A 13669-nucleotide genomic window follows, 5' to 3' on the forward strand; every position below is an offset into this window, starting at 1 on the left:
CGAGCGAATCGAAGGCATCACGCGCCAAAAGGAATTAGACGCTGTCTCGCGGAGCGAGGCGATCGCGTGAACCGGGCAGCCAGGGTCGTCGTCGCCTCCAACCGCGCCGCCAACGGCGTCTACGCCGACCGGACGGGCCCGATCATCACGAAGTGGCTCGCCGAACGGTCCTACGACGTGGGAGAGCCGATCGTCGTCGAAGACGGCGAGCCGGTGGGCCGTGCGCTGCGGGCGTGCCTCGCCGAGCAGGTCGACGTGATCGTCACGACCGGCGGCACCGGTATCTCGCCGACGGACCGGACGCCGCAGGTCACCGAGACCCTGCTGGACTACCCGCTGCCGGGGGTCGCGGACGCGATCAGGGCGGCTGGGCTGCCCGAGGTGCCGACCGCGGTGCTGTCGCGGGGTGTCGCCGGTGTCGCGGGCCGCACGCTTGTGGTGAACCTGCCCGGCTCGACGGGCGGGGTGCGCGACGGCTTGGCCGTGCTGGACGGAATCCTCGACCACGCCGTCGACCAGCTGCACGGCGGCGACCACGCGCGCACGGCGGACCAGCCGGGGCCGTCGGCGCGGATCGCGCTGGCGCAGGTGACGGAGGTGCCGCTGTCGGTCGACGAACACGCGAGGCTGGTCGACGACCGGTCCGCGGGCGCGGTGGTGACCTTCGGCGGCGTGGTCCGCGACCACGACGGCGGGAAGTCGGTGCGGACGCTCTACTACGAAGGGCACCCGAGCGCGGGCGACGTGCTGGCGAGGGTGGTCGCCGAAGTGGCGGGGCGCTTCACCGGCCTGCGGGCGGTGGCGGTGAGCCATCGGCTCGGCGCGCTGGAGATCGGCGACGTCGCGCTCGCGTGCGCGGTCGCCGCGGACCACCGGGGTGACGCGTTCGCCGCCTGCGCGGACCTCGTCGACGAGGTGAAGGCCAGGCTCCCGGTGTGGAAGCACCAGCACTTCGCGGACGGCACCGATGAGTGGGTCAATTCGCCCTAATTCGGGTGTTTTGACCGGTTTTGTGGGCGAGGTTTCACGATCCAGTCGCTGTCAGCGTGCCCGTAATGGCCCCTGAGAGCGTCTATGGCGCGATTAATCACCTCGGAGACGCGAACGGGCCCCACCGCCCAGGGGATAGGCGGTGGGGCCCGTTCAGCTACGTCCCACTGTCAGGAGAGCGTCACTTGGTGGCGATCTTCTGCCCGACGGTGATCAGGTCGGCGTTCGGGATGAACTTCGAGTTCAGCTCCTGGAGCTTCTTGAACCCGCCCTGGACGCCGTGCGCGGACGCGATCTTGCTCAGGGTGTCGCCAGCCACGACGGTGTAGTCACCGGCGGGGTTGGAGGTGCCGACCGCGGGCGCGGCCGGGGCAGCCGGAGCAGCAGCCTTCTTCGGGGCCTGCTTGGTCGCGGTGCTCTTCTTGGAGGTCTTGGGGGTCGAGTGCGTGCTGCTCTTGTGGCTCGCGGAGCCACCCTTGCCCTTGCCGCACACCGGCCACGCGCCGATGCCCTGGCCCGCCTTCACGCGCTCGGCCACGGCGATCTGCTCGTCACGGGAAGCGTTGTGCGCGGAACCCTGGCCGCCGTAGGCCTTCCAGGTGCTCTGCGAGAACTGCAGACCACCGGAGTAGCCGTTGCCGGTGTTGGTGCTCCAGTTGCCACCGCTCTCGCACTGCGCGATCGCGTCCCAGTCCGTGCCAGCGGCCTGCGCGGGGGTCGCAGCGATGGCGAGGGGGGCGCCGACGGCCAGGCCCGCGACAGCGACGCGAGCGATGGTCTTCGAAGCGGCGGACATCTTGCGGTGCTTGCCTCGGTACGTCATTTCGGATCTGTCTCGGCTCCCGCGCCTGCGAGCTGTGCTGCGGGCGAACCCTGGGTTCGGGTTCGGATCGCCGCCGGTGGGTATCCGGTGGCGGTCAGACTCGTCGCCGCTTTCACGCGGTTCGGAGTCCCCCTCCGTCCCTGTCCGGAAGTTTTCTTTCGCTCGGGGTATCGGGTTCCGGGATTCCGTCGGACAGGGCTTGGCGCTCTGGAATCCCGGTCTTGCTGGTCGGTCGGGGCCAACCGAGAAGCGACGGTACGTAACTGCGACCGTGATCGGAAATTATTCGAGCTGTGACCTACGTCACAGTAACAAGACGCAACCTATGGCGATCACGTCGTTTTTCCAGGTCAGGTGCCCGTTACCGGGCCGTTTCCTTCTCGAGATATTTCACTGATCGTGAGGTCTGGGTCACGTGTGTCGCGAGCGAATGGGCCGTTGGTGCGAGACGCTAACGGTCGTTCGGAGAGCCTTCGCGACCCTTCAGAAAGGCGGCGAGCCCCGCGAGGTCATCGGTGTTGAGGTAGTCCACACCCGTTTTCACGAGTTCACGCCAGAGCGCCGACCGCGCCGGACCGGGCCGATCCGGGGTCGCCCAGAACCGGACCCGCTGCCCCGCCGCGTGCGCCGACCGCACGATTTCGGCGAGTTTCGCCTGCTCAGTCGCGGGGAACGCGCCTTCGCCGCGCCAGGTGAACAGCGTTTCCCAGCTGCCGGACACCAGCGGCGCGATCCGGCGGTCGGCTCCCGGTCCCAGATCGCCGTCGTCGCCGACGCGGCCGTCGTAGAACGCCAGCCGGTACCGCTGGGCGAGCAGAGTGTCCTTTGGCCGATTGCCGGACAGCACCGCCGTGACCGCCCGCTCGCGCACGCGGCCGGAGGAGTAAGAGGAGAAGAGGAACGAGTACCGCGGGTCGCGCAGGCGCTTTTCCAGCGCCGCGTAGGTGCTCTCCGCCTCGCTCTTCACGTCGATCAGCAACTGGAACGCCGCGGGACGGGGGTAGACGTGCCCGTGGTGGGCGAGCACCCGGCGGCGCAGCGGTTCGAGGTAGAGGGCTTCGAGAGTTCGCTCCGGGCGTAGATCCGCGGGATCGTGCCCGACGAGGAGCTGGCCGCCGACCGCGTAGATATCGGCTTCGACACTCGTGAAGCCCTGGTCCAGTGCGTCGAGCAGCGGGCGGGCGTGCTCGTAGTCGTTGTGGGCGTGCGCGTTGGCCAGCGGCCGTACCCCGCCGGACGCCGCGACGGACGTGGTCGCGCCCAGCAAGGCGACACCGAGAAAGGCGGCCAGAACGGCCGTGAGCCGCCGCGAGGTCCTCATGGGCCCGCATCCTCGGCCCGAGAATCGACCAGCGGGTGAACGCCGCGCCTAGCGGCGTCGAAGTCCGCCGGAGTTTCAGCCGCCGGCGAACGGCGGCAGCACGTCCAGCTCGGCGCCGTCCGGGACGGTGATCGCGGTGTCGCGGACCGCGATGCCGTCGAGGAGGAAGCTCGCCGCGTCCAGCACCGTCGACAACCCGGCCCCGTGCCGCTCGCGCAGCGCCGCCACCGCGTCGGCCACCGACGCGCCCGCGGGCACCGTCAGCACCTCGCTGTCGACGCCCGTGGCCGCGCGCGCGGAAGCGAAGTAGCGCACCAGCGCCGTCGTCTCGTGCGGCGCGGCCGCCTCGGTCCGCCATGCCGACGTGGTCATCGCCTCAGCCCCCGATCGCGCTCATCGGCCGGATCGGCTGCGCGAAGCCGGCTTCGTTGATTTCGTGCCCGGCGAGCTTGGCCCACATGGTCTCGCGCCAGGCGTTCGCTATCTCTTCTTCGCGCGCGCCCGCGCGCACGAGGGAGCGGAGGTCGGTCTCGGCGTTGCTGAACAGGCAGGACCGCACCGCGCCGTCGGCCGTGAGCCGGGTGCGCTCGCACGCGGCGCAGAACGGCCTCGTCACCGACGCGATCACGCCGACGTCGCCGGGCCCGCCGTCGACGAGCCACCGCTCCGCCGGGGCCCCGCCGCGCGCCGAGGGGCTCGGCGTGAGCGTGAACTCGGCGCGCAGCGCGTCGAGGATCTCCGCCGCGGTGACCATCCCGGCGCGGTCCCAGCCGTGCTGCGCGTCGAGCGGCATCTGCTCGATGAACCGCAGGTGGTACCCGTGATCGAGGCAGAATCGCAGCAGATCGGCCGCCTCGTGCTCGTTCGTGCCGCGCAGCAGCACCGCGTTGACCTTCACCGGGGCCAGCCCGGCTTCGCTCGCCGCGGCCAGCCCGTCGAGCACGTGCGACAGCCTGTCCCTGCGGGTCAGCTTCCGGAAGGTCTCCTCGTCGACGGTGTCGAGCGAGACGTTGATCCGGTCCAGCCCCGCGTCGGCCAGCGCCCGCGCGCGCTTGGCGAGCCCGATCCCGTTGGTCGTCATGGACAGGCGCGGCCGGGGCGCCAGCGCGGCGACCTCCGCCACCAGGCGCTCGAGGCCCGGCCGCAGCAGCGGCTCGCCGCCGGTCAGCCGGATGTCGGTGACACCGAGCCGTTCGACGGCGATCCGCAGCAGCAGGATCAGCTCGTCGTCGGTCAGCACCTGCTCGCCCGGCATCCAGTCGAGCCCTTCGGCAGGCATGCAGTAGGTGCAGCGCAGGTTGCACCGGTCGGTCAGGGATACCCGCAGATCGGTCGCGACCCTGCCGAACGAATCGACCAGCGCGGGCGTGTCCGGCCTGGGCACGGCAGAGGAACCGCGTGTTGAGGGGACGCGAGGAAACCCGAGATCTACCGCTGTCATTGCCTTCAGCCTATCTCGCACGACCCGGAATCCGCTCGCTCGCTTAATGTGTTTTCGCGATAGCCGTGGGGAGCGGCTGGTGTTCGCTCGTGAAAGGGTTCCCGGATGTCCGTCGCCGAAGACAAGAGCTATCCGGTACCGGAGGACGTCCTCGCCCGCTTCGCCGATCTCAGCAGGCGGACCAGCACGCTGACCATGCTCCGGCACGCCCGCCTCGCCGAGCGGATGGGCATCTCCGGTACCGACAGCCGCACGCTCGACCTGCTCGACGAAGCGGGCGAACCGCTCACCGCGGGCAGGATCGCCGAGCTCACCGGCCTTTCCACCGGTGCCGTGACCGGGGTCGTCGACCGGCTCGAACGGAGCGGCTTCGTCCGCCGCGTGCGCGACCGGCAGGACCGCAGGAAGGTGCTCGTCGAGTCGCTGCCCGCCGAACGAGAGCGCTTCGCGCCCCTGTTCGAAACGGCCGTGACGGGCCTGGCCGCGACGCTCGAGAAGTTTTCCCCGGCCGAACGCGAAATCATCGAGCGTTTTCACCGGGAGAGGATCGAAGGCCTTCGGAACGAGACCTGGGACACACCCGACGCGTGACTTTTCCTCAGTTGCGGCGTTAATCTTCCCGGCATGCCGCAATTCCGGTTATCCGAGGCCGCGCACCTGCTCGGTGTGAGCGACGACACCGTCCGCCGCTGGGTGCGGGCGGGCCATCTCAGCGCCCACGACGACCCGGCGGGCCGCAAGGTCGTCGAAGGCGCCGAGCTGGCCGCGTTCGCCAGGGCGCAGGCCGCGGCGCCGGACGACCCGTCCACCGTCGGCCGCTCCGCGCGGAACCGGTTCGTCGGCCTCGTCACCGAGGTGCACGCGGACAAGGTGATGGCGCAGGTCGAGCTGCAGTGCGGCGGGCACCGCGTGGTGTCGCTGATGAGCTCCGAGGCGGTGCGGGAGCTCGGGCTGCGGCCGGGCGTGCTCGCGGTCGCCGTCGTCAAGGCCACCACGGTCGTGGTGGAAACCCCGGAAGGTGCGCGATGAGGAAACTGACGGCGCTGCTCGCCGCGACGGCCCTGATGGCCACCGCCTGCGGTTCGGACGCGGGCTCGGGCGGGGCCAAGACGCTGACCGTCTTCGCCGCCGCGTCCCTCACGGAGTCCTTTGGCGCGTTGGAGAAGAAGTTCGAGGCGGCGCACGCCGGGGTCGACGTCAAGCTCAGCTACGACGGTTCGTCGAAGCTCGCGCAGCAGATCAACGAGGGCGCGAAGGCCGACGTGTTCGCGTCGGCGGATCAGCCCAACATGGACAAGGTCGTGAAGGCGGGCCGCGTCGACGGTCAGCCGAAGGTGTTCGCGACCAACAAGCTGACCATCGCCGTCCCGCCCGGCAACCCGAAGGGCATCAAGACCTTCGCCGATCTCGCCAAGCCGGGGCTGAAGGTGATCGTGTGCGCGCCGCAGGTGCCGTGCGGGTCCGCGGAGAAGAAGGTCGAGAAGGCCACCGGGGTCGCGGTCAAGGCGGTCAGCGAGGAGCAGGACGTCAAGGCGGTCAAGGCGAAGGTGCAAAGCGGTGACGCCGACGCGGGCCTCGTCTACGTCAGCGATGTCGTGTCGGCGGGCGGAAAGATCGACAAGGTCGACTTCCCGGAGGCGGCGTCCGCGATCAACAGCTACCCGATCGCCGTGGTGAAGGACGCTCCGCAGGCGGATCTCGCGCGCCAGTTCCTCGACCTCGTCTTCGGGCCGGAGGGCAAGCAGGAACTGGAAAAGGTCGGGTTTGGCGCGGCGTCCTGACCGCGGCACGCGCGGCGCGGTGCCGTGGGTGCTGTGGATCCCGGCCACCGTCGCGCTCGCGCTCGTCGTGCTGCCGGTCGCCGGGCTGCTCACCCGCAGCGACCTGAGCCGGTTCCCCGAACTCGTCACTTCGCCGTCGTCGCTGCGGGCGTTGCGGCTTTCGCTGGAGACCGCCGCACTGTCCACTGTGGCGTGCGTGGTGCTCGGCGTGCCGCTCGCCGTCGTGCTCGCGCGTGCGCGGGTCCGGGGGGTGCGGGTGCTGCGGGCGGTGGTACTGCTGCCGCTCGTGCTGCCCCCGGTCGTCGGCGGCCTCGCCCTGCTGTACCTGTTGGGGCGCAACGGTTTTCTCGGGTACCTGCTCGACGCCGCGGCGGGCGTGCAGGTGCCGTTCACCACCGCGGCCGTGGTGATCGCGCAGACGTTCGTCGCGATGCCGTTCCTCGTGGTGAGCCTCGAGGGCGCGCTGCGCGGCGCCGGTGACCGGTACGAACGAGTCGCTTCGACACTCGGCGCGCGGCCGTGGACGGTGTTCCGGCGCGTCACTTTGCCGTTGCTGCTGCCCGCGCTCGGTTCGGGGGTCGTGCTGAGCTTCGCCAGGGCGCTGGGCGAATTCGGTGCGACGATCACGTTCGCGGGCAGCCTCGAAGGGGAGACCAGGACGCTGCCGCTCGAGGTCTACAACCAGGCGGAGGCCGATATAGACAGTGCGGTCGCGCTGGCGTTGCTGCTGATCGTGGTCGCCGTCGTGGTGATCGCGGTGGCGAGGCCGCGTTCGCTGGAGGGGGTCAGGGCGTGACCGGGCTGCGCGCGGACATCGCGGTGCGGCGGGGTGGATTCGACCTCGCCGCCGAGTTCGAGGTGCCTGCCGGGGGCGTGCTCGCGGTGCTCGGCCCCAACGGGTCCGGGAAGTCCACGGTGCTGGGCTGCCTCGCCGGACTGCTGCGGCCCGGTCGCGGCGAGGTCGTACTGGGCGAGCGCCTGCTCACCGGAACCGGCGTGCACGTTCCGCCGCACCAGCGCCGCGTCGGCCTGCTGGCGCAGGATCCGCTGCTCTTCCCGCACCTGTCCGTAGTGGACAACGTCGCGTTCGCGCCGAAGGCTCGGGGCTTGTCCACCAGGCAGGCACGCGAAGTGGCCGCGCGGTGGCTGTCCGAAGTGGACGCTCACGAGCTGGCAGACCGCAAGCCCGCCCAGCTTTCCGGCGGGCAGGCGCAGCGGGTCGCCATTGCCCGCGCGCTCGCGGGCGAACCGGATCTGCTCCTGCTCGACGAGCCGTTCGCCGCGCTCGACGTCGACGCGACCCCTGCCATCCGCGCGCTGCTCCGCCGGATCCTGCGCGGCGGCGACCGCGCCACCGTGCTGGTCACCCACGACCCGCTCGACGCGCTCACCCTGGCCGACACCGTGCTCGTGCTCTCCGAAGGCGTCGTCGTCGAGCGCGGGCCCACCAAGGAAGTGCTTTCCGCGCCGAGGACCGCGTTCACGGCGCGGATCGCCGGACTGAACCTGATCAGCGGCACCGCGGTACCCGAAGGGCTGCGCACCGGGGACGGCACGGTCATCGCGGGCATGCTCGCGCCGGAGGCGGTGGCGGGACAGCCCGCGGTCGCCGTGTTCGCGCCGAACGCCGTCGCCGTCTACGCGGGCGAGGCGCACGGCAGCCCGCGCAACACCATCGAGGCCGAGATCGGCGCGCTCGAACCGCATGGGCCGGTGGTGCGGTTGCGGGCGGGGGCGTTGGCGGCTGATCTGACGCCGGCGGCGGTGGCGGAGCTGGGGTTGGAGCCGGGGGTGGTGGTGCGGTTGGCGGTGAAGGCGACGACCGTTGCCGTGCATCCGGCGCCGGCGGGCGAGGGTCGCTGGGCTTAGCCGAGGTTGAGCTTGGTCGTGTCGGGTGGGGTGTGCTTGTGGTGGCCGAGTTCGGGGGCTTGCTCGAGTGATCGAGGTCGTGGCCGGTGTGCTTGAACCGTATGGGCCGGTGGTGCGGTTGCGGGCGGGGGCGTTCGCGGCTGATTTGACTCCGGCGGCGGTGGCGGAGCTGGGGTTGGAGCCGGGGGTGGTGGTGCGGTTGGCGGTGAAGGCGACGACCGTTGCCGTGCATCCGGCGCCGACGGCGGTAGGTTCAGCACCATGACGACCGAGGGCCGCTGGACATACCTGACCGACATGGACGGCGTGCTGGTGCACGAGGAACACCTCGTGCCGGGCGCCGACGAGTTCCTGGCCGAGCTCCGCGAGAACGGAATCCCGTTCCTCGTGCTCACCAACAACTCCATCTACACCCCGCGCGACCTGCGCGCGCGCCTGATGCGCACCGGTCTCGACGTGCCGGAGGAGTCGATCTGGACCTCGGCGCTGGCGACCGCGAAGTTCCTGTCCTCGCAGCGCCCGAACGGCTCGGCGTTCGTCATCGGCGAAGCCGGGCTCACCACCGCGCTGCACGAGGCCGGGTACGTGCTGACCGAACGGGACCCCGACTACGTGGTGCTCGGGGAGACCCGCACCTACAGCTTCAGCGCGATCACGAGGGCGATCCGGCTGATCGAAGGCGGCGCCAAGTTCATCGCGACGAACCCGGACGCGACCGGTCCCAGCCTTGAGGGTTCGCTGCCCGCGACCGGGTCGATCGCCGCGCTCATCGAGCGCGCCACCGGGCGCCAGCCGTACTACGTCGGCAAGCCGAACCCGCTGATGATGCGTTCGGCGCTGCGGGCGATCGGCACCCATTCGGAGAGCACGCTGATGATCGGCGACCGGATGGACACCGACGTGCACTCCGGGATCGAGGCGGGGCTGCAGACGATCCTGGTGCTGACCGGGATCTCCACCAGGGAGTCCGCGGACCGCTACCCGTACCGGCCGACCAGGGTCATCGACTCGATCGCCGACCTGATCGGACACACCAGTGATCCGTTCGGGCCGAGGTGACCTCACCTGGCACCACTGCCCCGGTCACCAGGGCTTATCGTCGTGGGGTGAGTGACGATCAGCCGCCCGTGCCGCCGACCTACGTCGTCGGTGATGTGCACGGGCACCGGGACGGGCTAGCCGACGCGTTGCGGGAACGGGGCCTGCTGGACTCGTCCGACGACTGGGCCGGTGGCGAAGCCAGCCTGTGGTTCCTCGGCGACTTCGTCGACAGGGGCCCGGACGGCATCGGCGTCATCGATCTCGTGATGCGTCTGGAAGGCCAGGCGGAGGAAGCGGGCGGCGCGGTCCGCACGCTGCTCGGCAACCACGAGATCCTGCTGCTCGGCATGTACCACTTCGGCGACACCGACGTGCCGTCCGATTTCGGTCCGCGCAGCTTCGCCCGTAGCTGGCAGATCAACGGCGGCCTGCTCGCCGACCAGGACGGGCTCACCCCCGAGCACGTCGAATGGCTGAGCACCCGGCCGCTGCTCGCCGAGGCCGCGGGCCACCTGCTGATGCACTCGGACACGATGGAGTACCTCGACTGGGGTTCCACCATCGACGAGGTCAACGAGACGGCGGGGGAGATCCTCGCCGGCAACGACCTCGCCGAATGGTGGGACGTCTGGCGCCGGATGACCACGCGCTACGCGTTCCGCGGCCCCGACGGCGCCGAGGTCGCGCAGAGCCTGATGGACCAGCTCGGCGGCGAGCGGATCGTGCACGGGCACAGCGTCATCGCCGATCAGCTCGGTATCCACCCGACCCAGATCGAAGAGCCGTACCTGTACGCGGGCGGCAAGGTCCTCGGCATCGACGGCGGCCTGTTCGTCGGCGGCCCGTGCCTGGTGGTCGAGCTGCCGTACGAACCGGAGGACTGACCGCTACTTCTCTCCGTGGGTTCAGTGTGTCGCCGCCTTTGTGTCGGGAGTGCTGCCTGGCAGGACCGTGTCGCCGTCGATCGGGCCGGTGATGGGTGGTTTGGCGATGGGCGGGTTGATCGGTGTGCGCGGCGGCGGGGCCACGCCTCCGCCTCCACCGCCGCTGGGGTTCCACATGCCTTCGATGCCCCCGCCGCCACCGGCCGGGGCGCCGCCCATCGTCGGCGGGGGTGCGAACGAGGGCTGCGTGCTGGCAGCCTGGTGGTATCCCTGGTCGAGGGTGTGCATGACCTGCACGGCCTGCTGGCGCTGCGCTTCGGCTTCGGCCGCGCGCTTGCCGAGGTCGCTGTAGATGTCGGAGGCGTTGAAGATCTCGCCGTTCTCGATCCGGTCGCGTCGTGCCGACCTCGCGGGTTCCGTCCGCCAACCAGTTGGTCAGGCCATCGACGACGGCGCCTCGCCCGGCGATGTCTGCTGGTGACAGCTTGCTGTTGCCCATGCCGTGCAGCGCTTCATGTGTCTGCGAGTCGTAGTTGGCGTCCGGGGCCGGGGCGCCCTTTCGTGTCGGGATGACGCCAACGATGGTTCTGGGAGGTTTGGGGCCTTCTCTCTGGTCGACAGTGCCCTCATTTGAGGATTTCTGTCCGCTCATGGATGAGCAGGGCTGGACTCTTCCCCTCGGGCATCCGACTTCATATTCCACTGGCTCTTCTGTTGATTCTACTGGCAGTTAAGAATACTGTGTGTAATAGAGTCAGTTTTTTGGCAGCATGGGCTCTAGTCGTGTTGCCAACTGGTCGACCAGTTGGCAATCTTGTTCAGCTGCAGTGTCGCTCACCGCTGTAATCACTACGTTCGCTTGAGGGTTTACCTCAAGTCTAACGGCGCAACCGCCTTTAACTTTTCCGAGGTCCCTCATCTGTAGTGCACGACGGCCGTGAATATTTCCTGGCCGTGATGATCCGGCGTTTGTTGGCTGCTCTGTGAACGGTACGCCCGGATTTAGTAACAATGCTATGTCGGCGCCGTCTGACTTGCGGGTGGAGCACGCTAGTTCCTTGTTGACGATATCTGGCGCCACGGGCGGGTAGTTCAACCCCTGTACCATTTGACCTAAAAGATCGCACGGTTTCAGTGCGGCGAGCGGGTTGGCCTCCGAACTAAGGGCCGGGCGAGATGGGGTCGTGCTTGGTGTTCCTTGGATGGTTGCGGAGCAGCCGCCTGCGGCCAAGGCGAATGTTGCCGCCAGGATGATCCGCGATACCTTGCTCATCTTCCCCTCGCGATGACTGTCTGTGTTCTTTGCGTGTTTGGCTGTTGCTCGCCGAGGTGTTGAACACGGCCGACCGCTCGCTTGCGCTGTCGCGGAGCGAGTTTTGTGTCTGGTGGTGAGTTGCTGTATGAGCCGGAGGACTGACGGATTTTTTCTCCGATGACGGGGTTAACGACGGATTCGCCGTCGGGGAGCATGGAGAAGGTTTCTTCGGGGTCGTCGTTGACAACGTACTTGGTCTTGCACTCGATGGTTCTCAGTAACTGCATGGATTTATTTCGGCAGCAATGCTTCCAGTTTTTCGGAAAGTTTTTCCGCTCGGCTACATGATTCCTCGGTGTCGCCTTCTGGATTGGTTGCAATAATGCTTACACTAGATTTTTCGGCGACCTCCATGGTGACATCGCAGTCGCCCGTCGACCCTAGTGGCTCTCGTTGCTCAATTGCTTGGCGGGTGTTTACGTGAGCCCTCTTCGTTTTGGCTGGATTTGTAATGTTCTGGTCGAACGCGGCCCCCGTGTTAAAAAGGATTCCAGTGGTGCCCGCCGAGGGCTTCATTGAGTTGCATCCATTTTTAGGATCAGCAGTTGCGGGGGTGCTTGGCGGGTACCCTTGTCCTTGGAGTAGTTGATCTAAGATAGTGCATGGCTTGAGAACGCCGAAAGGATTTTGGGTGCTCGGGTTGCTGGGTGGCGCTGACGGGGCTGTAGTCGGTGTTTCTTGGACGGCTGTGGAGCAGCCGCCTGCGGCCAAGGCGAACGTTGCCGCCAGGATTAACCGCGATACCTTGCTCATCTTCCCCTCACGATGACTTTTCGTGCTCCCTGTGTATTTGGGGGCGTCGCGGTGTTGAACACGATGAACCGCCCGCCTTTGTTGTCGAAGAACGGGTTCGTGCCCGATGGTTCGAGCTGACGTCGAACCGGAGGGCTGACGGCTACTTTTCTCCGATGACGGGGTTGACGATGGATTCGCCGTCGGGTCCGCGGTCGGGGAGGACGGAGAAGGTTTCTTCGGGGTCATCGTTGACGACGTATTTGGTCTTGCGCTCCTTGTCGTCTTCTTTGTTCTTGCCCGCGGCTCCGGGGGCCATGCCGTTCGCTCCTGGTTTGCCCGCTTTGCCTGCTGCTGCGGCGGCGCCGCGTTCGATGGCGTTGGCCTTGTTTGGCTCGCCTGCGCCGGTGGAGCGGCCTGGTGCGGCTTTGCCCTGACCAGGCTTGCCTTCGCTGCCGGGCCCGCTCTTGCCGGGCTTGCCGGAGGTGCTGCCTTCGGGGCTGGACCGGAATCCGCCGCCGGAGACACGAGAGCCCGCGGAACTGGTGCCGGGCCGTTGGGATCGGGTGGTGTCGCCGCCCTTGTCAGGAGTGCTCCCTGGCAAGACGGTGCCGCCGCCGATCGGGCCGGTGATGGGCGGCTTGGCGATGGGTGGGTTGATCGGAGCGCGCGGCGGCAGGGGCTGGCTACCACCGCCGCCGATCGATGGGCCGCCGCCGGTGAAGGGGCTGACCGGAGGAACAGGGCCACCGCTGCCACCTCCGGGCGCGTTGATACCGCCGCCTCCGCCTCCACCGCCGCTGGGGTTCCACATGCCTTCGATGCCCCCGCCGCCACCGGCCGGGGCGCCGCCCATCGTCGGCGGGGGTGCGAACGAGGGCTGCGTGCTGGCAGCCTGGTGGTATCCCTGGTCGAGGGTGTGCATGACCTGCACGGCCTGCTGGCGCTGCGCTTCGGCTTCGGCCGCGCGCTTGCCGAGGTCGCTGTAGATGTCGGAGGCGTTGAAGATCTCACCGTTCTCGATCCGCTCGCGCGCCTTGTCAAACTCGTTGTCGATGTTGAACCCGGTAGGCGGCGGCATCGTGTTCTTCGCCGTCGTTGCCACATTCGCTTGCTGGCGGAACTGCTCAGCCATCGAGTTTGAAGCGTCTGCGGTCTCGTTTCCCCAGTCCGAAGTGTCCCGAAAGAACTCGTGAGCTTTTTGGGCAGCTTGGCCTTGCCACTGCGTCTGAGACGAGGTAACCGCTTTGTCGACCTCGCGGGTTCCATCGGCCAACCAGTTGGTCAGGTTGTCGACTACGGCGCCCCGCCCGGCGATGTCCTCCGGCGACAACTTGTTGTTGACCATGGTGTGCAGTGCTTCATGCGTCTGCGAATCATAGTTGGCGTCTGAGGTCGGCGCACCCTCGCGAGTCGGAATGATTCCGACGATGGTTCCAGGCGGTGGTGCAATATAGCCTTCACCGGGCATG

The 13669-nt window shown here is 68.3% G+C and carries 16 protein-coding genes and 1 pseudogene; 10 read left to right on the forward strand and 7 right to left on the reverse strand.

What is annotated here, in order from left to right; translation table 11 throughout:
* The first annotated feature begins 66 nt into the window (after positions 1-66).
* The gene (locus HUW46_RS25655) at positions 67-990 is read left to right on the forward strand and encodes a molybdenum cofactor biosynthesis protein MoaE (protein ID WP_215541371.1); all 924 of its coding nucleotides are present in this window, start codon (positions 67-69) and stop codon (positions 988-990) included.
* Between the two features lie 181 nt (positions 991-1171).
* Here HUW46_RS25655 and HUW46_RS25660 read toward each other — a convergent pair whose 3' ends face one another.
* The 4 genes from HUW46_RS25660 to moaA form a co-directional block, all read right to left on the reverse strand.
* A complete protein-coding gene (locus tag HUW46_RS25660) occupies positions 1172-1813 on the reverse strand; it encodes a LysM peptidoglycan-binding domain-containing protein (protein ID WP_215541372.1) in 642 nt (213 codons plus the stop codon).
* 451 nt (positions 1814-2264) lie between these two features.
* Entirely contained in the window at positions 2265-3134 is an 870-nt protein-coding gene (locus tag HUW46_RS25665) for a phosphatidylinositol-specific phospholipase C/glycerophosphodiester phosphodiesterase family protein (protein WP_215541373.1), read from the reverse strand.
* A 75-nt stretch (positions 3135-3209) separates the two neighbouring features.
* On the reverse strand, positions 3210-3506 hold the full coding sequence (locus HUW46_RS25670) for a MoaD/ThiS family protein (protein WP_215541374.1): 297 nt from the start codon (positions 3504-3506) through the stop codon (positions 3210-3212).
* Between the two features lie 4 nt (positions 3507-3510).
* A complete protein-coding gene (gene moaA / locus HUW46_RS25675) occupies positions 3511-4575 on the reverse strand; it encodes a GTP 3',8-cyclase MoaA (protein WP_215541375.1) in 1065 nt (354 codons plus the stop codon).
* A gap of 105 nt (positions 4576-4680) precedes the next feature.
* On the opposite strand from moaA, the gene HUW46_RS25680 reads away from it, so the two are divergent.
* The 9 genes and pseudogenes from HUW46_RS25680 (at position 4681) to HUW46_RS48795 (ending at position 10631) form a co-directional block, all read left to right on the forward strand.
* The gene (locus HUW46_RS25680; RefSeq protein WP_215541376.1) at positions 4681-5166 is read left to right on the forward strand and encodes a MarR family winged helix-turn-helix transcriptional regulator; all 486 of its coding nucleotides are present in this window, start codon (positions 4681-4683) and stop codon (positions 5164-5166) included.
* A gap of 33 nt (positions 5167-5199) precedes the next feature.
* Complete coding sequence (locus tag HUW46_RS25685) at positions 5200-5604, forward strand: TOBE domain-containing protein (RefSeq protein ID WP_215541377.1); 405 nt, start codon at positions 5200-5202, stop codon at positions 5602-5604.
* Entirely contained in the window at positions 5601-6356 is a 756-nt protein-coding gene (gene modA / locus HUW46_RS25690) for a molybdate ABC transporter substrate-binding protein (RefSeq protein WP_215541378.1), read from the forward strand. The genes HUW46_RS25685 and modA overlap by 4 nt, the downstream gene beginning before the upstream one ends.
* Positions 6357-6375: 19 nt before the next feature.
* Positions 6376-7152, forward strand: coding sequence for an ABC transporter permease (locus tag HUW46_RS25695; protein ID WP_215550107.1), 777 nt, complete (start codon positions 6376-6378; stop codon positions 7150-7152).
* Positions 7149-8225, forward strand: coding sequence for a sulfate/molybdate ABC transporter ATP-binding protein (locus tag HUW46_RS25700; protein WP_442860853.1), 1077 nt, complete (start codon positions 7149-7151; stop codon positions 8223-8225). The genes HUW46_RS25695 and HUW46_RS25700 overlap by 4 nt, the downstream gene beginning before the upstream one ends.
* A gap of 43 nt (positions 8226-8268) precedes the next feature.
* Positions 8269-8490: pseudogene (locus HUW46_RS25705) on the forward strand (TOBE domain-containing protein); the annotation flags it as partial.
* Positions 8487-9284 (forward strand): HAD-IIA family hydrolase, encoded by a 798-nt coding sequence (locus HUW46_RS25710; RefSeq protein WP_215541380.1) that lies wholly within the window; start codon positions 8487-8489, stop codon positions 9282-9284. The pseudogene HUW46_RS25705 and the gene HUW46_RS25710, both read left to right, overlap by 4 nt.
* Before the next feature lie 47 nt (positions 9285-9331).
* Complete coding sequence (locus tag HUW46_RS25715; RefSeq protein WP_215541381.1) at positions 9332-10150, forward strand: metallophosphoesterase; 819 nt, start codon at positions 9332-9334, stop codon at positions 10148-10150.
* 352 nt (positions 10151-10502) lie between these two features.
* Complete coding sequence (locus tag HUW46_RS48795; RefSeq protein WP_256451382.1) at positions 10503-10631, forward strand: hypothetical protein; 129 nt, start codon at positions 10503-10505, stop codon at positions 10629-10631.
* A gap of 273 nt (positions 10632-10904) precedes the next feature.
* On the opposite strand, the gene HUW46_RS25720 is transcribed toward HUW46_RS48795, so the two are convergent.
* From HUW46_RS25720 to HUW46_RS25725, 3 genes are all read right to left on the reverse strand, one after another.
* Positions 10905-11423: a DUF3558 family protein gene (locus tag HUW46_RS25720; RefSeq protein ID WP_215541382.1), complete on the reverse strand. Its 519-nt coding sequence runs from the start codon at positions 11421-11423 to the stop codon at positions 10905-10907.
* 273 nt (positions 11424-11696) lie between these two features.
* On the reverse strand, positions 11697-12446 hold the full coding sequence (locus HUW46_RS49080; RefSeq protein ID WP_442860854.1) for a DUF3558 family protein: 750 nt from the start codon (positions 12444-12446) through the stop codon (positions 11697-11699).
* Positions 12361-13668: a hypothetical protein gene (locus HUW46_RS25725; RefSeq protein ID WP_215541383.1), complete on the reverse strand. Its 1308-nt coding sequence runs from the start codon at positions 13666-13668 to the stop codon at positions 12361-12363. The genes HUW46_RS49080 and HUW46_RS25725 overlap by 86 nt, the downstream gene beginning before the upstream one ends.
* Position 13669: the final 1 nt, after the last annotated feature.

Origin of the sequence: Amycolatopsis sp. CA-230715, from assembly GCF_018736145.1 — a bacterium.
GTDB lineage: Bacteria > Actinomycetota > Actinomycetes > Mycobacteriales > Pseudonocardiaceae > Amycolatopsis.